The organism is Chimaeribacter sp. YP20170169 (assembly GCF_056739715.1).
The window spans coordinates 2,930,138-2,953,329 of the sequence record NZ_CP176824.1; the positions used below are offsets into that span (position 1 = coordinate 2,930,138).

16 protein-coding genes are annotated in these 23,192 nt (G+C 61.9%); 5 read left to right on the top strand and 11 right to left on the bottom strand.

Annotation, left to right across the window (positions count from 1 at the left end):
* Nucleotides 1-35 precede the first annotated feature (35 nt).
* The 4 genes from secD to queA form a co-directional block, all read right to left on the bottom strand.
* Nucleotides 36-1,883 carry a protein translocase subunit SecD gene (secD, locus tag ACK3SD_RS13410; RefSeq protein WP_481125811.1) on the bottom strand — a complete coding sequence of 616 codons (1,848 nt, stop codon included), beginning with the start codon at nt 1,881-1,883 and terminating at the stop codon, nt 36-38.
* Nucleotides 1,884-1,908: 25 nt separating this feature from the next.
* Nucleotides 1,909-2,244, bottom strand: coding sequence for a preprotein translocase subunit YajC (gene yajC, locus ACK3SD_RS13415; RefSeq protein ID WP_481125812.1), 336 nt, complete (start codon nt 2,242-2,244; stop codon nt 1,909-1,911).
* Nucleotides 2,245-2,283: 39 nt separating this feature from the next.
* Nucleotides 2,284-3,408 (bottom strand): tRNA guanosine(34) transglycosylase Tgt, encoded by a 1,125-nt coding sequence (tgt, locus tag ACK3SD_RS13420; protein WP_481125813.1) that lies wholly within the window; start codon nt 3,406-3,408, stop codon nt 2,284-2,286.
* Between the two features lie 93 nt (nt 3,409-3,501).
* Nucleotides 3,502-4,572: a tRNA preQ1(34) S-adenosylmethionine ribosyltransferase-isomerase QueA gene (gene queA / locus ACK3SD_RS13425; RefSeq protein ID WP_481125814.1), complete on the bottom strand. Its 1,071-nt coding sequence runs from the start codon at nt 4,570-4,572 to the stop codon at nt 3,502-3,504.
* 104 nt (nt 4,573-4,676) lie between these two features.
* Between queA and ACK3SD_RS13430 the strand changes: the two genes are divergently transcribed.
* From ACK3SD_RS13430 to ggt, 3 genes are all read left to right on the top strand, one after another.
* Entirely contained in the window at nt 4,677-5,258 is a 582-nt protein-coding gene (locus ACK3SD_RS13430) for an acyl carrier protein phosphodiesterase (RefSeq protein WP_481125815.1), read from the top strand.
* 198 nt (nt 5,259-5,456) lie between these two features.
* Complete coding sequence (locus ACK3SD_RS13435; protein ID WP_137764039.1) at nt 5,457-6,059, top strand: peroxiredoxin C; 603 nt, start codon at nt 5,457-5,459, stop codon at nt 6,057-6,059.
* Nucleotides 6,060-6,329: 270 nt separating this feature from the next.
* Entirely contained in the window at nt 6,330-8,093 is a 1,764-nt protein-coding gene (ggt, locus tag ACK3SD_RS13440) for a gamma-glutamyltransferase (RefSeq protein WP_481125816.1), read from the top strand.
* A 34-nt stretch (nt 8,094-8,127) separates the two neighbouring features.
* On the opposite strand, the gene malZ is transcribed toward ggt, so the two are convergent.
* The 7 genes from malZ to phoB all read right to left on the bottom strand — a co-directional run bounded on the left by malZ (nt 8,128) and on the right by phoB (nt 17,773).
* Complete coding sequence (malZ, locus tag ACK3SD_RS13445; protein WP_481125817.1) at nt 8,128-9,957, bottom strand: maltodextrin glucosidase; 1,830 nt, start codon at nt 9,955-9,957, stop codon at nt 8,128-8,130.
* A 114-nt stretch (nt 9,958-10,071) separates the two neighbouring features.
* The gene (gene proY / locus ACK3SD_RS13450) at nt 10,072-11,457 is read right to left on the bottom strand and encodes a proline-specific permease ProY (RefSeq protein WP_137764042.1); all 1,386 of its coding nucleotides are present in this window, start codon (nt 11,455-11,457) and stop codon (nt 10,072-10,074) included.
* Nucleotides 11,458-11,581: 124 nt separating this feature from the next.
* The gene (brnQ, locus tag ACK3SD_RS13455; RefSeq protein ID WP_137764043.1) at nt 11,582-12,901 is read right to left on the bottom strand and encodes a branched-chain amino acid transport system II carrier protein; all 1,320 of its coding nucleotides are present in this window, start codon (nt 12,899-12,901) and stop codon (nt 11,582-11,584) included.
* Nucleotides 12,902-13,361: 460 nt separating this feature from the next.
* On the bottom strand, nt 13,362-14,483 hold the full coding sequence (locus tag ACK3SD_RS13460) for a cobalamin-independent methionine synthase II family protein (protein ID WP_481125818.1): 1,122 nt from the start codon (nt 14,481-14,483) through the stop codon (nt 13,362-13,364).
* A 263-nt stretch (nt 14,484-14,746) separates the two neighbouring features.
* A complete protein-coding gene (locus tag ACK3SD_RS13465; protein WP_137764045.1) occupies nt 14,747-15,709 on the bottom strand; it encodes a PstS family phosphate ABC transporter substrate-binding protein in 963 nt (320 codons plus the stop codon).
* A 36-nt stretch (nt 15,710-15,745) separates the two neighbouring features.
* The gene (gene phoR, locus ACK3SD_RS13470; RefSeq protein ID WP_481125819.1) at nt 15,746-17,062 is read right to left on the bottom strand and encodes a phosphate regulon sensor histidine kinase PhoR; all 1,317 of its coding nucleotides are present in this window, start codon (nt 17,060-17,062) and stop codon (nt 15,746-15,748) included.
* A 21-nt stretch (nt 17,063-17,083) separates the two neighbouring features.
* Complete coding sequence (gene phoB, locus ACK3SD_RS13475; protein WP_137764047.1) at nt 17,084-17,773, bottom strand: phosphate response regulator transcription factor PhoB; 690 nt, start codon at nt 17,771-17,773, stop codon at nt 17,084-17,086.
* A gap of 324 nt (nt 17,774-18,097) precedes the next feature.
* On the opposite strand from phoB, the gene sbcD reads away from it, so the two are divergent.
* Both sbcD and ACK3SD_RS13485 read left to right on the top strand, forming a co-directional pair.
* A complete protein-coding gene (sbcD, locus tag ACK3SD_RS13480) occupies nt 18,098-19,333 on the top strand; it encodes an exonuclease subunit SbcD (protein WP_137764048.1) in 1,236 nt (411 codons plus the stop codon).
* The gene (locus ACK3SD_RS13485; protein ID WP_481125820.1) at nt 19,330-23,001 is read left to right on the top strand and encodes an SbcC/MukB-like Walker B domain-containing protein; all 3,672 of its coding nucleotides are present in this window, start codon (nt 19,330-19,332) and stop codon (nt 22,999-23,001) included. The genes sbcD and ACK3SD_RS13485 overlap by 4 nt, the downstream gene beginning before the upstream one ends.
* Nucleotides 23,002-23,192: the final 191 nt, after the last annotated feature.

Sequence of the window (23,192 nt, forward strand, 5' to 3'; positions counted from 1 at the left end):
CAACACTATATTGTTGTTGTGCCACAACGCACTCCTCAGATAGACAGCTTGTTGATGCGCTTGCCGCCGTAAAGCAGGTTGACGATGGCACGAGTACCGACAATGGAGGTAAACATCGAGGTCGCTACACCGATTGCGGTGGTGATGGCGAAGCCCTTGATGGAACCTGTCCCCACGGCATACAGGATGATGGCCGTGATCAATGTGGTGACGTTGGCGTCAACAATACTGGAGAACGCGCCGCGATAGCCTTCATGGATCGACTGCTGGATGGAGCGGCCATTACGGATCTCCTCCTTGATGCGCTCGTTGATCAGCACGTTGGCGTCAACCGCCACCGCCAGCGTCAATACGATACCGGCAATGCCCGGCATGGTCAGGGTCGCCCCCGGCAGCAGGGACATGATGCCGACAATCAGCACCAAGTTGACGATCAGCGCAGCGGTCGCGATCAGGCCGAACTTACGGTAGAAGACCACCATAAAGACGATGGACGCCACCAGACCCCACAGGCAAGCCTCGAGGCCCTGCGTGATGTTCTGCATACCCAGGGTCGGGCCGATGGTGCGCTCCTCAACAATCTGGATCGGCGCAATCAGCGCACCGGCACGCAGCAGCAGCGAGAGCTGGCGCGCTTCATTCGGATCGTTGATGCCGGTAATACGGAAGCTGTTGCCCAGACGTGACTGGATGGTCGCCACGTTGATCACCTCTTCCTGTTTCACCAGGATGCTGCGACCGTTGGCATCTTTCTTGCCGCTGTCCTTGTACTCCACAAACAGGGTCGCCATCGGCTTGCCGATGTTGTCCTTGGTGAAGTTGGACATCGCTGAGCCACCCGCGCCGTCCAGGGAGATATTGACCTGCGGCTGGTTGTACTCATCCATGCTGGAGTTGGAGTCGGTGATGTGGTCACCGGTCAGGATGACACGCTTGTAGAGCACCACCGGACGGCCGTCACGGGTGGATTTCACTTCGCTGTCGCCCGGTACACGGTTCGCGTCTGCCGCAGTGGCATCGACGTTGGTGTTCACCAGACGGAACTCCAGGGTCGCGGTGGCGCCCAGGATCTCTTTGGCGCGCGCGGTGTCCTGGATGCCTGGCAGCTCAACCACGATGCGGTCAGCACCCTGGCGCTGCACCAGCGGCTCAGCCACGCCGAGCTGGTTGACACGGTTACGCAGAATGTTGATGTTCTGCTGCACCGCATCTTCACGGGACTGGCGCAGACGGTCATCGGTCATCACGATGCGCAGCGCATTGTCGCCCGAGGTGTTGAGCACCAGATCGCGGTGGCGCGGCGAGAGGTAGCTCAGCGCGTTGTCACGGGTGGCGGCGTCACGGAAACGGATCTCCACCGCGTTATCCGGCAGCTTGCGTACCGTCGCATAAGGGATGCTCTTGTCGCGCAGGTCACCGCGCAGGGTATCCATCATCTGCTCTTGCAGCTTGCCCATGGCGGTTTCCATGTCCACTTCCATCAGGAAGTGCACACCGCCGCGCAGGTCGAGGCCGAGTTTCATCGGCTCGGCTTTGAGGCGGGTGAGCCAGGTCGGGGTGGCCGGTGCCAGGTTAAGGGCAATCACATATTTATCGCCCAGCGCGGTGGTCAGCACTTCACGCGCCCGCAGCTGAACGTCAGTATCTTTAAAGCGAGCTAAGATGGCCCCATTTTCCAAGGCAATGGACTTGCTCGCGATCTTGTCTTGCTCTAATACACTTTTGACTTGGTCCAGCGTGGCCATACTGGCGTCGGAGCCCCGAGCGCCAGTAATCTGCACAGCCGGATCCTCACCATAAAGGTTGGGAAGCGCATAAAGCAAACCGATGAGGATCACGGCGATCAACATCAGGTACTTCCACAAAGGATATCGGTTTAACACGGCAGTTCCCTTCGGGAAAATTCAATTACAGAGCCTTCATCGTACCTTTCGGCAGAACGGCGGTTACGTAGTCACGCTTGATGGTCACTTCCGTGGTGTCATTGAGCGCAATTACGATGTAACCGGTCTCTGCCACTTTGGATACACGGCCGATCAGGCCACCGTTGGTCAGCACCTCATCACCCTTACCGATCGAATCCATCAGCTTTTTATGTTCCTTGCTGCGTTTCTGCTGCGGGCGCAGGATCATGAAGTAGAAGATCAGACCGAAGACCACCAGCATAATTACCAGAGAGTACGAGCTGGATTGGCCGGCCGGCGCGCCTGCCGCGGCAACAGCATCAGAAATGAAAAGACTCATTGAATTTCCCTCATTGTTATCGAAATCAGTAGTGTGAAATTACGCGTCCAAAGGCGGAACCGGTTTGCCAATACGCTGATAAAAGTCAGTAACAAACAGTTCCAATTTACCTTCTTCAATAGCCTGGCGTAAACCTGCCATCACGCGCTGGTAATAACGCAGATTATGGATGGTATTCAGGCGTGCACCCAATATTTCGTTGCAACGGTCGAGATGATGCAAGTAGGCGCGGCTGTAATTGCGACACGTGTAGCAATCACACTCCGCATCCAGCGGTGAGGTGTCCTCTTTGTACTTCGCGTTGCGGATTTTCACCACGCCTTCCGTGACAAACAGGTGGCCGTTGCGCGCGTTGCGCGTCGGCATCACGCAGTCAAACATATCAATGCCCCGGCGCACACCCTCAACCAGATCCTCTGGCTTGCCGACGCCCATCAGGTAGCGCGGCTTATCTTCCGGGATCTGCGGGCAGACGTGCTCCAGGATGCGGTGCATGTCCTCTTTCGGCTCGCCTACCGCCAGGCCGCCCACAGCGTAACCATCAAAGCCAATCTCCACCAGCCCTTTCACGGAGACATCTCGTAAATCTTCGTAAACGCTGCCCTGGATAATCCCGAACAGTGCGTTTTTGTTCTCCAGCTCATCAAAGCGCTTGCGGCTGCGGGCCGCCCAACGCAGGGACATCTCCATGGAGCGCTTGGCGTAGTCCCAGTCAGCCGGGTACGGGGTGCACTCGTCGAAGATCATCACGATGTCGGAGCCGAGGTCATACTGGATCTCCATCGACTTCTCCGGGCTGAGGAACACTGGGTTGCCGTTGATGGGATTGCGGAAGTGGACGCCCTCCTCCTTGATCTTGCGCATCGCGCCCAGGCTGAAGACCTGGAAACCGCCGGAGTCGGTGAGGATCGGGCCATGCCACTGCATGAAGTCATGCAGGTCGCCGTGCAGCTTCATGATCTCCTGCCCCGGGCGCAGCCACAGGTGGAAGGTGTTGCCCAGCAGAATCTGCGCGCCGGTCTCTTTCACCTCTTCCGGCGTCATCCCTTTTACGGTGCCGTAGGTACCAACCGGCATAAAGGCCGGGGTCTCCACCACACCGCGCTCAAACACCAAACGGCCGCGGCGGGCGCGACCATCTTTCGTTATTAATTCGTACTTCACATTGCCTCCGGCATCAGAGAAACAGTCTGATGAGGTTGACTCCGGGACGACCGCCCCGGAAAGAGTAAGCCCGGCGGTGCGCCGGGCCGGGAATTACTGGCCGACCTGCTGTTGCGGGGCCAGGGGGTTACGGGTGATGAACATCGCATCACCGTAACTGAAGAAGCGGTACTGCTCCGCCACCGCCTCGGCATAGGCTTTCATGGTCGGGCGGTAGCCAGCGAAGGCGGACACCAGCATGATCAGCGTGGACTCCGGCAGGTGGAAGTTGGTCACCAGCGCATCCACCACCTGGTACTCATAACCGGGGTAGATGAAGATTTGGGTATCGCCGAAGAACGGGGCGATCGAGGCCTCCTGGCTGGCCTGCGCCGCGCTCTCCAGCGAGCGCACCGAGGTGGTGCCGACGGCGATCACGCGCTTGCCGCGTGCCTTACAGGCCAGCACCGCATCCACCACCTCTTGCGGCACCTCAGCGTACTCGGAGTGCATGATGTGATCTTCGATGCTCTCCACCCGCACCGGCTGGAAGGTGCCCGCGCCGACGTGCAGCGTCACAAAGGCCATCTCCACGCCTTTCGCCTTCAGGGCCGCCAGCAGCGGCTCATCGAAGTGCAAGCCCGCAGTCGGCGCAGCGACCGCACCCGGCTTCTCGCTGTAGACCGTCTGGTACAGTTCGCGGTCGGACTCCTCGTCCGGGCGATCAATGTAAGGCGGCAGCGGCATGTGGCCGATGTCATTGAGGACGGTGAATACGTCGCGCGCATCGTTGAAGCGCAGCTCGAACAGCGCGTCGTGGCGCGCCACCATGGTGGCGGAGAGGCTCTCGTCATCACCCAGCAGCAGCTCCGCGCCGACCTTCGGCGCCTTGGAGGCGCGCACGTGCGCCAGCACGCGGTGGTCATCCAGCACGCGCTCCACCAGCACTTCAATCTTGCCGCCGCTGACCTTGCGGCCAAACATCCGCGCCGGGATCACCCGGGTATTGTTGAAGACCAGCAGGTCGCCCGCCTCCAGCTTCTCCAGCAGGTCGGTAAAGACGCCGTGCGTCAATTCACCGGTCGGGCCGTCGAGGGAGAGCAGGCGGCAGCCGCTGCGCTCGGCCTGCGGGTAGCGGGCAATAAGGGATTCTGGAAGTTCAAACGAGAAATCAGCGACGCGCATAGCAATTTAGTTCACATGAAAAACAGGCGGCTTAGTCTAGAGGGAGCACCGCCGCGCTGCAACAATTAAGGGCGCGGATGGCCCGAAATGGTTATACTCGCCGGATGAATTTTCTAGCCCACCTTCATCTGGCCGAGCTGGCCCAAAGCTCACTGCTCGGCAACCTGGCTGCGGACTTCGTCCGGGGCGACCCGCGCCATGACTACCCGCCGGAAGTGGCGGCCGGGATCATGATGCATCGCCGGGTTGACGTGCTGACCGACAGCCTGCCGGCGGTCAAGCGCGCCCGCGCCCTGTTCAGCGACGACTACCGCCGCGTGGCACCCATTACTATGGATGTGCTGTGGGATCACTTCCTGGCGTTGCACTGGGCCAAACTGGAGGCGGATTATACGCTGTCAGCCTTTATCAACCATGCGCAGCGTCAAATTTTGCCCGCTTCCGCAGCGATGCCGGAGCGTTTCCAGAACCTCAACCGCTACCTGTGGCCAGAGCGCTGGCTGGAGCGTTACGCCGATCTGCCCTATCTGGCGACGGTACTTGAGCGAATGGCGATCCGCCGCCCTCGCCTGCACCGGCTGGCTGGCTCCTATGCCGATCTTGAGCGCCAATACCCGCACTTTGAGGCGATCTTCTTCGAATTTTATCCGGAGATGATGGCAAAAGCGCGCGCGGGGGAGCTTTAAATCTGTCGAATGAACAAAAAATAAGCCGCTCTTTTATAACGGTTATTGTTAAAACAAGATAGTTTTTATAGCTTGTAACGATAGCCGTAAACTATCTGATTGATTGGTCTCGCGCCCTTTATTCGACCGGACTAAATCCCTATACTGCCTCGGTCTTATTCATCAATTGTCCTTTAACCTGATATTACAGGAGTAATTATGGTCCTGGTAACTCGTCCAGCCCCAGACTTTACCGCAGCTGCCGTACTGGGCAGTGGTGAAATCGTTGATAACTTCAACTTCAAAAAACACACCGCTGGCAAACCTACCGTTGTCTTCTTCTGGCCGATGGACTTCACCTTCGTGTGCCCGTCTGAGCTGATCGCCTTCGACAACCGTTACGCTGAATTCCAGAACCGTGGCGTGGAAGTGATCGGTGTTTCCTTCGACTCCGAGTTCGTTCACAACGCATGGCGTAAAACCCCGGTTGAGAACGGCGGCATCGGCGAAGTGAAGTACGCGATGGTTGCTGACGTGAAGCGTGAAATCCAGAAAGCTTACGGCATCGAGCACCCGGAAGCGGGCGTGGCGCTGCGTGGCTCCTTCCTGATCGACAAAGAAGGTATCGTGCGTCACCAGGTGGTGAACGACCTGCCGCTGGGCCGTAACATCGATGAAATGCTGCGTATGGTTGACGCGCTGCAATTCCACGAAGAGCACGGCGAAGTGTGCCCGGCTCAGTGGGAAAAAGGGAAAACCGGCATGGGCGCGTCTCCGGACGGCGTTGCCAAGTACCTGTCTGAAAACGCGACCAACCTGTAATGCTGTGCCGGCCCTGCCGGCTAAAGACTCAGGTAATGACCGGCGGCCTTGCCCGCCGGTTTTTTTATGCCTGCACGCCCACGGTGCCCCCGCTGCACCACCCTGCCCGCCAAATGAAAATTTTTCCTGTCTTTTCTTTCACTTCCGCTGCTTTTTCGCCCTGATTGCCGGTAGGCTGGTGAGGTAACGCTTGCGCGCCGATCTGGCGCGGCCTTTGCAACTCACTTGGGGCAAATGCCCGGATAATAATCAGCACAGACAGGAGTGGTTATGTGGTCAACAAAATGGACGGCGCCGCTGAGCGCGCTGGCGCTGCTGGTCAGCGGCAATCTTTACGCGGCCTCCATGCCGGCAGTGGAAGTGCAGCATGGGATGGTGGTCTCCTCGCAACACCTGGCCTCGCAGGTCGGCGTGGATATCCTGAAGATGGGCGGCAACGCCATTGATGCGGCGGTGGCAGTGGGTTACGCGCAGGCGGTGGTGAACCCCTGCTGCGGCAACATTGGTGGCGGCGGCTTTATGACCGTCCACCTGGCGGATGGCCGGGACACCTTTATCAACTTCCGTGAGACTGCCCCGGCGGCGGCCAGCGCGGACATGTACCTTGACGCACAGGGCAAGGTGCGCAAAGACGCCTCCCTCTATGGCTACCTGGCCGCTGGCGTGCCCGGTACGGTGCTGGGGCTGGACACCGCCCAGCGCGAATATGGCAAGCTGACGCGCCAACAGGTGATGGCACCGGCCATCCGGCTGGCGCGCGAGGGCTTTGTCCTGACCCGCGCCGACACGGACATTCTGGACACCACCGTCAAGCGCTTCCGTGACGATCCCGAGGCGGCGCGCATCTTCCTGCGCCCGGACGGCAGCGCGCTGCAACCGGGCGACCGGCTGGTGCAGACCGATCTGGCCAATACGCTAGAGTCGATTGCCCGCCGTGGGCCAGAGGCCTTCTACCACGGGCAGATCCCAGCGGCAGTCGAGGCGGCGTCGAAAAAGGGCGGCGGCCTGCTGACGGTGAAGGATTTCGCCGACTACCGCGTGACCGAAACCGCGCCCATTACCTGTAGCTACCGCGGCTACAAGTTTGTCTCCTCCCCGCCCCCCAGCTCCGGCGGCACGACGATGTGCCAGATCCTCAATACCCTCGAGGGGTATAACCTGAAGGAGATGGGCTTCAACTCTGCCGCCTCAATCCATGTGCTGACCGAGGCGATGCGCCACGCCTATATGGATCGCAACACCTACCTCGGCGACCCGGCGTTCGTCACCAACCCCATCGGCCGCCTGACCAGCAAGAGCTACGCCGCCGAGATCCGCAAGAAGATCGAGCCGCTGCGCGCCACCCCCTCCGAGCAGGTGCAGCCGGGTATGGAGCCGCATGAGAAGCCAGAGACCACCCACTACTCCATCGTTGACCAGCAGGGCAACGCCGTCTCCACCACCTACACCATCAATGGCCGCTTCGGCGCGGTAGTGATTGCCCCCGGCACCGGCTTCTTCCTGAACGATGAGATGGATGACTTTACCACCAAGGTCGGCGAGCAGAACCTTTATGGGCTGGTGCAGGGCACGCGTAACGCCATCGCCCCCGGCAAGCGCCCCCTCTCCTCCATGAGCCCGTCGCTGGTCACCAAGGATGGCAAGATCTTCCTGGTGCTCGGCTCGCCGGGCGGCTCGCGCATCATCAGCATCACGCTTCAGGCGGCGATCAATATCATTGATTACGGTATGCCGCCGCAGGAGGCCGTGGACGCCCCGCGCATCCACCACCAGTGGCTGCCGGATGAGGTCTACTATGAGCAGCGCGGTGTCTCCGCAGACAGTTTGGCGCTGCTGAAGGAGCGTGGCTACAAGATGGTCGAGCAGACGCCGTGGGGCGCGGCGGAGCTGATTATGGTGGGGCTGCCGGGTGCGGCTGGCGTGACGCCCGCCAACTCTGGCAATGACTCGGCGGTGTCGGGCAAGGTGCGGGAGGGCTACCTGTATGGCGCGAATGACGTGCGCCGGCCTGCCGGCGCCGCCATCGGCTACTGATGAAACTGATCCCGCCGCCACGGCGGGATCATGCTCAGGCCTTGGCCTGCCCGCGCCACAGGGTGACGCTTTCACCCGGCAGGGCCAGCGTCAGCGCGCCTGAATGTGAAGTAAGTACTCCCTCACCTTCCAGCGCTTGCCATTCGGCACTCTCCAGCATCGGTGTCAATGGCAGGGCCACGTTGGCCGCCCGGTTACGCTGCAACGCCACCACAATCTGCTCCTGCTCATAGCGGCGCATAAACACCAGCGTGTCCCCCTCGGCATGGAGCACTTTGCAGCCGCCGCGGCGCAGCGCCGGGCTGTCATGGCGCAGGGCCGCGAGGCGGGTATAAAGCCCCAGCAGGTCGGCGTCCCAGCGCTCTTTGTGCCACGGGAAGGTTTTGCGGCAGTAGGGATCGTTCTCGCCATCTAACCCGATCTCATCGCCATAGTAGATGCAGGGCACGCCAATCCAGCAGAATTGCCACACCACCGCCATCGCCATCCGCGCCTGGTTGCCTTCAAGTAGAGTGATGAAGCGCGAGGTGTCATGGCTGTCGAGCTGGTTGAACTGGCGCAGCTGCACCTGATGCGGCAGGCCGGCGCGGTAGGACTCCACCCACTCGGCGCAGGCTTCAGCGCTCAGCGTCATCGGGTCGCCGGCGTTGTCCACGTTCGCCAGAAAGGCCCACACCGGCGTGACAAAGCCGCGATAGTTCATCGCACCATCTTCCACGCCCGCGTGCAGCCACTCACGCGCATCGTTGAAGTGCTCGCCGAGGATGTAGGCGTCAGAGTTCTCCTCACGGATCGCCTGCTTGATGCCCGCCAGGTGGTGCAGGTTGCGCTTCGCGCCGCCCCCCTCGCCCAGCATGTGGATCACATCCAGCCGCCACGCATCGATGCTGTAGGGCGGGCGCAGCCAGTGGCGCACCACGCTATCCTGCCCGCGATAGATCTGCTCCACCACGCCGTCGCTGGCGTAATCCAGCTTCGGCAAGCTGCTGAAGCCCTTCCAGTCGCAGGTGCTGCCATCCGGCCAGAAGCTGTACCAACTGCGGGTGGGCGCCTCCTCATTGCCAAACGCGCCATTATGGTGCTGCTGGTGGCGGTCAAACCACGGGCTGGAGTCGCCGGTATGGTTGAACACGCCATCCAGCATCAGGCGGATGCCGAACTCCCGCGTCTGCTCACGCAGCCGCACCAGCGCCTCATTGCCGCCCAGATAGGGATCGACCTGATAGTAATCCTCGGTGTCATATTTATGCACACTAGGGGCCTTGAACACCGGGTTCAGGTAGAGCGCGGTGACGCCGAGCTTTTGCAGGTAGGGCAGCTTGCTGATGATGCCATCCAGATCGCCGCCATAGAAGGTGGAAGGTGAGCCTTCACTCTCAATCGGATCCTCCCAGTCACAGCGTTTCACCTCCCGCCCCTCGGCGTGGTGGTAGTAACTGCCGCTCTGGATCAGGTGCGGGCCACCGCTGCTGGCAAAGCGGTCAGGGAAGATCTGGTAGAAGACCTGATCGGTCACCCACTCCGGGTCAGGATCGGGGGCATAGAGGGAGAATTGCTGGAGCGAGGCGGGTTGCAGCTCGCTGACGCCGAGCGGCCCGACCCAGCGCTGATGCGTCTCCCACAGCAGCTTGAAGCAGTAACGGCGGGCGGGTTGCCCCTCATCCAGCGCCAGCGCGGTGTGGTAGCGGCGATAGCGGCCGATCTGCTGCGACTCCATAGCCTGCAACAGCTCCTCATTGTCAGGTTCAGCGCGCAGCATCACCTGTTCCGGCGGATCGTCGCTCTCCAGCCAGAGGGTCAGATAGAGGTAGTTACCACGCAGGATGGCGAAGGGGGGAACTGGCAAGTGCCAGGCATTGAGCATAGTGTCTCCTGATTCGCATCATAAAGCGTTCACCATGCCATGCCAGGCGACATCCGCCCTCCTCTCCCCAAACAGAATGACGGGGCGGAGGGCGGAGGTGGAGAGGATTAGCGGTTACGCATCATGCTGCTGGGCAGCCACTCGACGCTGGAACTTCACTTTCCACACATAGCCGGCAATCAGCAGCGCCACCCACACCAGCCCCGCGTAGAGCGAGACCCGCGTATCCGGGAAGTAGCCGATCAGGCCAATGATGAACACCAGAAAAACAATTGCCAACACCGAAGTGGCAATGCCGCCACGCAGCGGGAAGGCCAGCGCGGAGACTTGCTGCTTGGTCAGGCTGCGACGGAAGGCGATCTGTGACAACAGAATCATTATCCATACCCAAACCGTAGCAAAGGTCGCCAGGGATGCAATCACCAGGAAGACATTTTCCGGCATGATGTAGTTGAGGTAGACCGCCACCAGCAGCGCGGACATCATTACCACCACTGTCACCCACGGGATGCCACGCTTCGACACGCGGGCGAAAATCTTCGGCGCGTGGCCCTGCTCCGCCATGCCGTGCAGCATCCGGCCGACGCCAAACACGTCACTGTTAATCGCCGAGAGCGAGGCAGTGATCACCACAAAGTTCAGGATGCCTGCCGCCACGGTGATGCCCATGTGCTGGAAGGTCAGCACGAACGGGCTGCCCTGCGTCCCCACCTGGTTCCACGGGTAGATGGACATGATGACGAACAGCGTGCCGACATAGAACACCAGGATGCGCCACGGCACCGAGTTGATCGCTTTCGGGATGGAGACTTTCGGGTTGTTGGCCTCGCCAGCGGTGATGCCGATGATCTCAATGCCGCCGTAGGCAAACATCACCAGTTGCAGCGACAGGATCATCCCCATGATGCCGTTGCTAAAGAAGCCGCCGTTGCTCCAGAGGTTATGGATGCCGGTGGGCTGCCCACCGTTGCCGATGCCCCAGACGATAATCCCAATGCCCGCCACGATCATGATGATGATGGTCAGCACCTTGAAGAAGGAGAACCAGAACTCCAGCTCGCCAAACACCTTCACGCTCATCAGGTTGATGGCGCCAATGATCAGCACCACGCTCAGCACCCAGATCCAGTGCGGCACCTCCGGGAACCAGACGCCCATGTAGATGCCGAAGGCGGTGACATCCGCGATCGCCACAATCAGGATCTCAAAGCAGTAGGTCCAGCCGGTGATGTAACCGGACAAGGGGCCAAGGTAATCCTGCGCATAGCGGGAGAAGGAGCTGGCTTGCGGGTTGTTGACCGACATCTCGCCGAGGGCGCGCATGATGATGAAGGCGATGACGCCGCCAATCAGGTAGGCCAGCAGGACGCTGGGGCCGGCCATCTTGATGGCATCGGCAGAGCCATAAAACAGGCCGGTTCCGATGGCGGAACCCAAGGCCATAAAACGGATGTGCCGGGTGCTCAAGCCGCGCTTGAGCTGGGTGGCTGGTTGTTCCATGTACGATTAAACCTGTAAATAAACCAAAAATAGCGAGGGGAACACGGCAAAACCGCGCATCGCTCACGCAAAAATGCCACGGGAGGGCCCGTGGCATCGAAGGGGTGAGGCGAACCTTACCACATTATTGGTGAACTGTGACGCTACGCTCGCCGGCAACGCGGTCGTAAATCCCGACCAGTACCAGCATCACCAGAGAGGGCGGCAGCCAGGCCAGGCCCTGCGTCGACAGCGGCAGGTGCTCAGTCCAGGCCGGCAGCACCGACGCCAGGGAGGAGGTCTTGATGCCGTCAATGATGCCGAAGACCAGGCTCACCAGCATCACCGGTGCCACGATGCGCGGCAGGCTGTTCCAGAAGCGCAGCGTGAAGCTCAGCACGATCAGCACGATGCACGGCGGGTAGATGGCGGTCAGTACCGGCACCGAGATCTGGATCAGGTGGCTCAGGCCGAGGTTGGAGACCACCATCGAGAACAGGCCCAGCATAAACACCAGCGTCCGGTAGGAGAACGGCAGGTATTGGGCGAAGAACTCAGCACAGGCACAGGTCAGGCCCACTGCCGTCACCATACAGGCCAGGAAGATCAGCGCCGCCAGGAAGGTGCTGCCGATGCCGCCAAAGGTGTTCTGGACGTAAGCATGCAGGATCACCGCGCCATTCTCAGCGTGCGGAACCAGCACGCCACTGCCCGCGCCCAGCTTGAACAGGCTCAGGTAGACCAGCGTCAGGCCCACACCGGCGATCAGGCCAGCCAGGATGGTGTAACGGGTCAGCAGTCGCGCCTCTTTCACGCCACGCGATTTCGCCGCATTGACGATGACGATGCCGAACACCAGCGCGCCCAGGGTATCCATGGTGAGGTAGCCATTCACGAAGCCGGTGGAGAACGGCACGTTCTGGTAGACCTCGGTCGCCGGGATCGGCTGGCCTGCCGGCCACAGCACGGCGGCGATGCCCAGGATCGCCAGCGCGACGATTTTCAGCGGTGCCAGCACGTGGCCCACGGTATCCAGCAGCTTGCCCGGATAGAGGGAGACGCCAATCACCAGCGCGAAGTAGATGAGGCTATAGACCATCAGCGGCATGGCGCCGTCGCCGGTCAGGGGCGCGATGCCCACTTCGAAGGAGACGGTGGCGGTACGCGGGGTGGCGAACAGCGGGCCAACGGCCAGGTAGCAGACGGTTGCCAGCACGATGCCAGCCTTGCGGCCAATCGGCGAGCTAAGGGCATCAATGCCGCCGCCGACGCGCGCCAGCGCAATCACCGTGACGACCGGCAAACCGACGGCAGTGAGCAGGAAGCCAAGCGCGGCCCACCAGACATGCTCGCCAGACTGCAAACCAACCATCGGCGGGAAGATGATGTTCCCGGCACCGACGAACAGGGCGAAGGTCATGAACCCCAACGCCAGAATATCTTTACTTGCTAAACGATGACTCATGGTGTGTCGTGTTGCCTGTTCAAATGGAAAAAGAGATACCCTGTTGCCGGCATACCGCGCCCCGGCCTGAACCGGAGTAACAGTGCCCGACTGCTAAAATTGTTTTTATCGTCATGATTGGGCGATACGTTGGCTGCCGAAGCAGCGGCTCTCCATGCTGGAAGCGACTACGCACCGATAAGGTGGAAAAGTGACGTATTGCAGGTGGTTTAGCGCGACAACGGGAGCTAAGGTAAACGTTTATAGCGTATGAAGGCAAGACGGGATCGAAAAAGCAGAGGCATTGACTGTATAAAATTTCCCAGATAGAGAATCATGCCGTTTAATCTCTTATCCACCCTACATGATTTGTATGTTTTTTAATCTTGCAGCACACAAAGTGTGACACTTTGCTACCTGAAATGCATGAAACCGCCACTCCCTGGCGGTTTCATACACAATTCCCATACGGATCCGCAGGTTACCAAACGCGATTGGCGGTATCGATCACCAGGCGCAGTTTCTCCCACTGCTGGGCTTCAGTGATGCTGTTGCCCTCTTCCGTCGAGGCGAAGCCACATTGGGTGCTCAGGCGCAGTTGCTCCAGCGGAACATACTGGGCCGCCTCTTTGATGCGCTGCTCAATCACCGCCGGATCTTCCAGCTCACCGCTCTTGGTGGTCACCAGACCCAGCACTGCCTGCTGTTTGCCCGGCTTCAGGAAGCGCAGCGGCTCAAAGCCACCGGAGCGCTCATTGTCATACTCCAGGAAGAAGGCATCGATGTTCACGCCGCCAAACAGCAGCTCCGCCACCGGCTCATAGCCGCCCTCAGAGATCCAGGTGGAGCGGAAGTTGCCGCGGCACACATGCAGGCCGATGGTCAGGTCAGCCGGCTTGCCCTCAATGGCTTTGTTCAGCACGTCCGCATAGGTGCGCGCCAGCACTTCCGGATCATCGCCACGCTCACGCATCTGGCGCTTCTGGTCTTCGGAGCAGAGGTAGGCCCAGACGGTGTCATCCAGTTGCAAATAGCGGCAGCCAGCGTCGTAGAAGGCCTGAATGGCGTCACGGTAGGTCTGCGCCAGATCGTCGAAGTAGGCGTCCAGCTCCGGGTAGACCTCGGTGCTGATGGCTTTACGGCCACCGCGGAAGTGCAGCACGCTCGGGCTAGGGATGGTCATCTTCGGCACCGCATCGCCAGCAATCTCTTTCAGAAAGCGGAAGTGGTCGAGCATCGGGTGCTGGCTATTGAAGCCCAGCTTGCTGACCACCTTGATGCTGCGCGCCTTGGTCTGCACGCCATTGAACTGGATGCCCTGATCGGCTTCGTAAGGCTCCACGCCGTCCAGGCCCTCGAAGAAGTCAAAGTGCCACCACGCGCGGCGGAACTCACCGTCGGTAACCACTTTCAGGCCCAGCTCACGCTGTTTGGCCACGATGTGGCGAATCTCTTCATTCTCCACTTCACGCAGCTGTTCGGCGGAGATCTCGCCGCTCTGGAACTGCACACGGGCCTTCTTCAACGCCGCCGGGCGCAGCAGGCTGCCGACAACGTCAGCGGGGAAAGCGGGAACGGCAACGGTGGCATGCGTATTGGACATCTCTGGCTCCTGAACATTGCCGCTCAATCCCGGCGACAAAGTAGTTTATCAAGTAAATAGTTACCCAAGGTGACTCTGGGACTTCCAGACGTCTAAATGGCTTGAAGGCTAATTTGTCATGAGATCTGCTCAACGGCAAACGAGGAATTTTCATGGCACATGAAAAAAATTCAAGTTAGGCGCGCAAGATGAAAAAAGCGCCGCAGAATCTCTCTGTGGCGCTATTGCTTTAGCAGGTTGCAAAATCGGGAGCAGAAACCGGTTTACGGCAGGGCCAGCTGCGCCCGCACCTGTTTCAGTGTCTCCGGCGGCAGTGGCAGGTAGCCGTCGCGGGTGATCAGCTGCTGCCCGGCATCCGAGAGCACGTAGCCAAGGAAGGTGGCGGTCAGCGGCTCAAGTGGCTGGCCGGGCGGCTTATTAATGTAGATATAGAGGAAGCGGGTCAGTGGGTAACTGCCGTTGCGCACATTCTCTGCCGAGGGCTTGATAAAGGTATGCCCATCCTCCGCCAGCGGCAGTGCCTTCACGCCGCTGGTGTGGAAACCGATGCTGGCGTAGCCGATGGCATTGGGCGAGCCAGCCACCGCCTGCGCCACGGAGGAGGAGCCGGGCAGCTCGTTGACCTGTGGCAGGAAATCGCCGCCGCACAGCGCCCGTAGCTTGAAATAGCCATAGGTGCCGGAGGCGGAGTTGCGCCCGTAACGCTCAAAGGTGCGGTTGGCCCAGTTGCCACCCAGCCCGACGTCCCCCCAATGGCGCGCCGCGCCGCCCTCGCCACAGCGGCGGTTCACCGAGAAGATGGCGTCCAGCTGCCCACGGGTCAGGCCGGTCAGGGGGTTATCCTGATTCACCAGCACCACCAGCGCATCCACCGCCACCGGCACGGCAACGGGCACATAGCCGAAGTGCTCGCGGAACGAGGCGATCTCGGCATTTTTCATTGGCCGGCTCATTGGCCCCAGCTGGGCCGCACCGGCGGCCAGCGCAGTGGGCGCGGTAGAGGAGCCAGCAGCCTGGATCTGCAAGTTAACGCCGGGATAACGGCGGGAAAACCCCTCGCCCCACAACGCCATCAGGGTCGCCAGGGTATCGGAACCCACGCTGGAGAGGTTGCCAGAGAGCATACCGTGGCCCGCCGCGGGCGGCACGGCAGCGACGCCCGGCGCGCACACCGAGAGAATAAGCAGCAGGCAGGCGCTGGCCTGCCGGTAGAACCGAAGAATCATGCGGATGTCCGGCTGAAAAGTCCGTAAAGCCGATGATTATGTCTGCGCGGCGCCATGAGTCAATGTATCCGGTACAATCAGCCGTTTTGGCAGGGTGAACATGAAGCGTGCGCCCTCCCCCGGCTCGCTGAGGATCTCCAGCCGACTGTCGTGGTGGTTAAGCGCGTGTTTGACAATCGCCAGCCCCAGCCCGCTGCCGCCGGTCTGGCGGGAGCGCGCCTTGTCCACGCGGTAGAAGCGCTCGGTCAGGCGCGGCAAGTGCTCGGCGGCGATGCCCGGCCCATTGTCGCTCACCTGGAACTGCGCGCCCTGCGCGGTACGCTGCCAGGAGACCTCAATACGGGTGCCCGGCGGCGTATGGTTGACGGCGTTATAGACCAGATTGGAGAAGGCGCTGCGTAGCTGCTCCTCATTGCCGTAAACCTTCAGCGTGTCATTGATGCGGAACTCAATGTGATGCTGGCCGCCGCTCAGGGTCTGCGCCTCCGGCTGCAACATGCGCAACATACGCGGGATATCCACCCGCTCCTGCATGTCCGGCGGCGGCGCGGCCTCAATTTTCGAGAGCGTCAGCAACTGATTCACCAGCCCCTCCATGCGCCGGCCCTGCGCCTGCATGGTGTGCAGCGCCTTGCTGCGCAACGGCTCCTCCAGCGTCTGCTCGCCCATCATCTCCAGATAGCCCTGCAACACCGTAAGCGGCGTGCGCAGCTCATGGCTGACGTTGGCGAAGAAGTTACGGCGCGCGCCCTCCAGCTGGCGCATCTGGGTGACGTCACGCGCCACCATCAGCAGCTGCCCCTCAGAGTAAGGCATGGCGCGAAACTCCACATGGTGACCATTATTGAGCACCAAGGTCAGCGGGCGGTTGAATTGCGGCTCCTGCAAATAGCGGGTGAACTCCGGGTAGCGCAACAGGTTCAGGATATTCTGGCCGTTGTCCTCCGGCCAGCGCAGGCCGAGCAGGTGTTGGGCCAGCCCGTTGCACCAGAAGATGATCCCCTCCTCGGTGGTCAGCACCACCGCATCAGGCAAGGACTCTGCCCCGCTGCGAAAGCGCTTGATCAGCAGCGCCAGCTCGCGGCGACGGCGGCGGTTGCGCAGCTGCATCTGGTAAAGGCCGTAGAACAGCGGCTCCCAGCTCCAGCGGCCGGTGGGCGGAGTCATGCTGCGGTCGAGCCACAGCCAATAAGAGAGGCGAAGCTGGTTATAGTAGTTCCAGCCCAGCGCGACCAGCACGCTGGCCAGCAGCCACCAGGGCAGACCGCCAAACAGCAGCCCCAGCAGCAGGCCGGGCAGGCAGAACAGCGCCAGCTCCAGCGCCAGACCCTTCCAGGATAGACGTTCCAGCACGTGATAATCTCCGGCGCGGCGTCAGTAGCGCGTTGAGAACCGGTAGCCCGTACCGCGGACAGTCTGCACCATGCGGTCATGCCCACTGCTCTCCAACGCCTTGCGCAGGCGGCGGATATGCACGTCCACGGTACGATCCTCGACGTAGACGTTGGTGCCCCAGACATGGTTGAGCAGCTGCTCGCGGCTGTAGACCCGTTCTGAATGGGTCATAAAGAAGTGTAGCAGCCGGAACTCGGTCGGCCCCATCTCCAGCGGCGATTCATTGGCCATCACCCGGTGCGAGGAGGGATCAAGGCTCAGGCCCTGCATCTCAATCATCTCTTCCACCGCCATTGGCGAAATGCGGCGCATGACCGCCTTGATGCGGGCCACCAGCTCCTTCGGCGAGAAGGGCTTGGTGATGTAGTCATCCGCCCCCACCTCGAGACCCCGCACGCGATCTTCCTCTTCACCGCGGGCGGTGAGCATCATCACCGGGATGTCGCGCGTCAGCGCCTCACGTTTCATGTGCTTGATAAATTGCAACCCGGATCCTCCCGGCAGCATCCAGTCGAGCAGCACCAGGTCGGGATAGGGTTCCGCCAGGCGGTTTATCGCACTGTCGAAATCTTCCGCTTCCAGCGGCTGGTAACCGTTCTGCTCCAGGACAAAACAGACCATCTCCCGAATCGGGGCTTCATCCTCAACCACCAATATGCGTCTTACCATCGTCAATCCTGCCAATAGGTTAGCGATCACGTTTGTTTGCGGCCGCCATTATGCGTCAGATTTATGACACATTTATGAATATCTGTTTCGGTAATGTTTCCCCCACGCCGTGTCCCGGTGCCTACCTTACGGCGAACGGCGGCGACTGCCAGGGTAAAATCACGAAGTTGGAAAGCATCTCGCAAACATCGGGGGGTTTGCGGCGCGACAGCGTGCCAGCCGGGTGTTTATAATCAGCCTCCATTACGCCGGGGCTGGCGTCAATCCCCGCATCTGCCGCCGGGCGGGTGCGGTAGCGTGAGCGGATTACCGAGAGAGAGTGTTATGCGCCTGATTCACACATCTGACTGGCACCTTGGCCAGCTGTTTTTTACCAAGAGCCGTGCGGCCGAGCACCAGGCCTTTTTGGGCTGGCTGATTGATCAGGTGGAGGCCCACCAGGTGGATGCGGTGGTGGTGGCCGGGGACATCTTCGACACGGGCGCGCCGCCGAGCTATGCGCGCCAGCTCTACAACCGCTTTGTGGTGGATCTGCAACGCACCGGCTGCCAGCTGATTGTGCTGGGCGGCAACCATGACTCGGTCGCGACGCTCAATGAGTCGCGTGAATTGCTCGCCTGCCTCAATACCACGGTGATCGCCAATGTGAAGGCCGATCACCGGCCGCAGCTCTGTGTGCTGAACCAGCGCGACGGCACCCCCGGCGCGCTGCTGTGCGCCATCCCCTTCCTGCGCCCGCGTGACCTGCTGCTCAGTCGCGCCGGCCAGTCCGGCAGTGAGAAACAGCTGGCCCTGCAAGAGGCCATCGCCGCCCACTACCACACCCTGCACCAGTCAGCGCTGGAAAAGCGCGACCAACTGGGCCTGCCGCTGCCCATCATCGCCACCGGCCATCTCACTACCGTCGGCGTCTCTACTACCGATTCGGTACGCGACATCTATATCGGCACCCTGGACGCCTTCCCGGCGCAGGCGTTCCCGCCGGTGGATTACATCGCCCTCGGCCATATCCACCGCGCCCAGTGCGTAGCGAAAACCGAGCACATCCGCTACAGCGGCTCGCCCATCCCGCTCAGCTTTGACGAGGCGAATAACCAGAAAAGCGTCTACCTGCTGGAGTTTGACGGCGGCGCGCTGGCGGGCGTCGAAACCCTGCCGGTGCCGGTCACCCAGCCGCTGGCGGTGGTCAAGGGCACTTTGGTGGAGATTGAGCAGCAGTTGCAGGCGTTCGCCAGCGCCGATCCGGCCCGCCCGGTGTGGCTCGACATTGAGGTCGCCACCCAGGACTACCTCAGCGACATCCAGCGCCGTATCCAGCAGCTCACCGAAGGGCTGCCGGTGGAGGTGGTGCTGTTGCGCCGCCACAAGGCGCAGCGCCAGAACATGCTGGATCAGCAGGCGCGCGAAACGCTGAATGAGCTGTCGGTGGCGGAGGTGTTTGACCGGCGCATCGCGCTGGAGACCGACACGGACGAGGCGCACCATGAACGGATGCGGCAGATGTTCCGCGCGGTGGTGGAAGAGGTGCGTGAAGCCAATGAAGGAGTGCAATCCGTATGAAAATCCTGAGCCTGCGGCTGAAAAACCTCAACTCCCTGCAAGGCGAGTGGAAGATCGACTTTACCCAGGAGCCCTTCCTCAGCAACGGCCTGTTTGCCATCACCGGGCCGACCGGCGCGGGCAAAACCACGCTGCTGGATGCCATCTGTCTGGCGCTCTACCACCAGACGCCGCGGCTGAATGTCACCCCCAGCCATAACGAGCTGATGACCCGCCACACCGCCGAGTCGCTGGCGGAGGTGGAGTTTGAGGTGAAGGGCGTGGCGTACCGCGCTTTCTGGAGCCAGCGACGCGCCAAAAACGCGCCGGATGGCAATTTGCAGGCGCCGAAGGTGGAGCTGGCGCGCTGCGCCGATGGCAAGATCCTGGCCGACAAGGTGCGGGACAAACTGGAGTCGGTGGCGCAGATCACCGGACTGGACTTTGGCCGCTTCACCAAGTCGATGATGTTGTCGCAGGGGCAGTTCGCCGCCTTCCTGAACGCGGACGCCAATGACCGCGCCGAGCTGCTGGAGGAGCTGACCGGCACCGAGATCTACGGCCAGCTTTCTGAGCGGGTGTTTGAGCAGCACAAGCAGGCGCGGCTGGATCTGGAGGCACTGCACCACCGTGCCGCCGGCATTGAATTGCTCACCGAGGCACAGCGGCAGGCGCTGGAGGCGCAGCTTGAGGCACTGACGCAGCAGGAGACACAGCAAACCGCGCAGGCGGCAGAGCAGCAGCGCGGGATCGCCTGGATCCAGCAGGATCATGCCCACCAGCAGGCGCTGGCGCAGGCCGAGCAGCGTGTGCAGGCCGCAGATGCCGCATGGCAGCAGGCGCAGCCAGAGCTCACCCGGCTGGCACACAATGAGCCTGCCGAGAAGCTGCGGCCGCTGCAACGGGAGCGCGATCAGGCGCTTACCGCCCAGCGTACGCACCAGCAGCAGCTTGGCGACCTGCTCAATCGGCAACAGCAGCAGCAACAGGCACTGACACCACTGGCCGCCGCCGTGGAACAGGCGCAGCGGCAGCGAGAGGCACTGTTGCAGCAACAGCAGCAGCAGGAGGCGCTGATTGCGCAAGTGATGCCGCTGGATGCCCAACTTACGCAACTGACCCAACAGTGCACGGAGGCGCGGCAAGCGGAAGCGGCACAGCAGCAGCAACTGGCGGCTTGTCGCCAACAGTGCCAAACCATTGAGCAGCAACTCCACGCAGAACGCGCCCAGCAGGCCGAACTGGCGCAGTGGCAGCACGACCACGCCCACCATGCCCAGTGGGGCGACCTGTTGCCGCAGTGGCGTGCGCAGCTGGCGCAGCAGCAGGCGTTGCGCCAGCGAGTCCAGCACGCGCAGCAGCAGTGTGAGGCGTCCCAGCAGCAGCTTAGCCACCTGCAACAGGCGCAACAGACGCTGGCGCACCAGCGGCCGGCCCTGCTACAGGCGCGGGAGCAGGCCGAGGCGCAGTTGCGCGGCCAGCAGCAGCAACTGGCCGTTTTGGCGCAACAGCAGCCGGAGGCAGCGCTGCGCCAGCGGCTGGACGCGCTGCACGCCCAGCGCCCGCACCGGCGTCAGTTGACCAGCCTGGCTCCGCTGGTGCAGCAGGGCCTGCGGCAACAGGCGGAGCTGACGCGGCAGCAACAGGCGCTCCACCAGCGCCTGACGCAAGCCGAACAGCAGCTGGAGGAGAAGCGCCGCCACTTCAAGCAACAAAAGCAGCACCTTGAAGATTTGCGCGCGCTGCATGAGCGCGAGAAACAGATTGTCAGCCTGGAGGCGGAACGCGCCCGGCTTCAGGCCGGTGAAGCCTGCCCACTGTGCGGGGCCACCGAGCACCCGGCAATCGCCCACTATCAGGCGATCCAGCCCTCCGCCACCGCCCAGCGGCTTGCGGCGCTGGAGCAGCAGGTAGACGAGACGCGCACCAGTGGCACCGAATTGGGCGCACAGGCCAAGGGCCTGAAGGAGCAGGAGGCGCAACTGGCGCAAGCGCTGGCGAGCCTCACGGAGCAGCAGGCGCAGTGGCAACAGCAGTGGCAGGCGCTGGCGGAGTCCCTCGCCCTGCCCTTCACGCTGGCGCAGGCCGACGAGGCCACCCTCTGGCTGGAGGCGCGCGAGCAGGAGGAGACGCAGGCACAGCAGCAGTGGCAAGCGCGGGAGCACCAGTTACAGGCGGTGCGGCAGGCGCAGGATGCGCTGACCCAAGCCCAGCAGGCGGAACAGCAGTGGCAGCACCAGCATGATTTGCTGGCCGAGCGGCAACAGGAGCAGCAGAAGCAGCATGACGCCCAGCAACAGACGCTGGCACAGGAGCAACAGGCGCTGGAGCAGGCTCATGCCCTCTTCAGCGCCGGGCTGGCTGACGCTGGCCTGCCGCCGTCACAGCCAGATGAGCCGTGGCTTGAGGCGCGCCAGCAGGAGTGGCGGCAGTGGCAACAGCAGCAGCAGGCCCAGCAGGCACTGGCAGTTTCGTTGAAAGAGCACGAGATCCGCCGCGAGGCTGAACAGCGCACCCTGGCCGAGAGCCAAAATGCGCTGACGCAGCACCAGACGCGCTGTACGGCACTGGAGGCGCAACAGCAAACCGTTCGCCAGCAGCGCACTGCCCTGTTTGGCGAACGGCAAATCAGTGAAGCGCGCGACGCCCTGCACCGTCAACTGACGGAGGCGGAGCACGCCAGCCGTCAGGCGGAAGCGGCGCAGCAGCAGGCGCATCAGCAGCTGAGCCGGCTGGAGGGCGAACTGGCGACGCTACGCCAGCAGCAGCAGCGGCTGGATGAACTGGCGCAACAGGCTGACGCCCGTTGGGCCACCGCGCTGGCCGCCAGCCCATTTGCGGATGAGGCGGCGCTCAACGCCGCCCTGTTGGACGAACCGACGCGTGACGCGCTGACCGCGCAGCGTGAGGCGCTGATCCAGCAGCGTCAGGAGAGCGAGACGCTGCGCAAACAGGCCGCCGAGGCGCTGGCGCACAGCGCAACGCAGCGGCCCGCCACGCTGGCACCGGACGCCGAGGCCAGTGCCTTGGAGAGCGAACTTGCCAGCCTGCGCCAGCAGTTGCGCCAGTCGGCGCAGCAGCAGGGTGAGTTGCGCCAGCAGTTAGAGAGCGATTGCCAGCGGCGCGGCAGTCAGCAGCAACTGTTTGCGCAAATCGAGGAGAGCCAGCAGCAGTTCCGCGACTGGAGCGCCCTGAACGCGCTGATTGGCTCGAGCGACGGCGCCAAGTTCCGCCGTTTTGCCCAGAGCCTGACGCTGGATCATCTGGTCTATCTGGCGAACCGGCAACTGGAGCGGCTGCATGGCCGCTACTTGCTGCAACGCAAAGAGAGCGACGCGCTGGAGTTGCAGGTGGTGGACACCTGGCAGGCTGACGCGCTGCGTGATACCCGCACCCTCTCCGGTGGCGAAAGTTTCTTGGTGAGTCTGGCGCTGGCGCTGGCACTCTCCGATCTGGTCAGCCACAAAACCAGCATCGACTCGCTGTTCCTGGATGAGGGCTTCGGCACGCTCGACGCTGAAACCCTGGACACCGCGCTGGATGCGCTCGACAACCTCAACGCCTCCGGCAAAACCATTGGCGTCATCAGCCACGTGGACGCGATGAAAGAGCGCATCCCAGTGCAGATCCGGGTGAAGAAGGTCAACGGCCTCGGCGTCAGCCGGCTCGGCAAGGAGTTTGCAGTCTGATTCGCCTTGGCAACGCGTATGGCCCGGCGCTGCCGCTGGGCTAAACCAGTGGATTGGTGCAAGCAGAAGCGCACTGCCGTCCTGCCCGCTGACTATGCGAAATGGCTCCGGCGAGTGCGGAGAGTGGTGCTGCCCGCTTGGGCTAAATCAGTGGGTTGGTGCAGGCAGAAGCGTACTACCGTCCCGCCCGC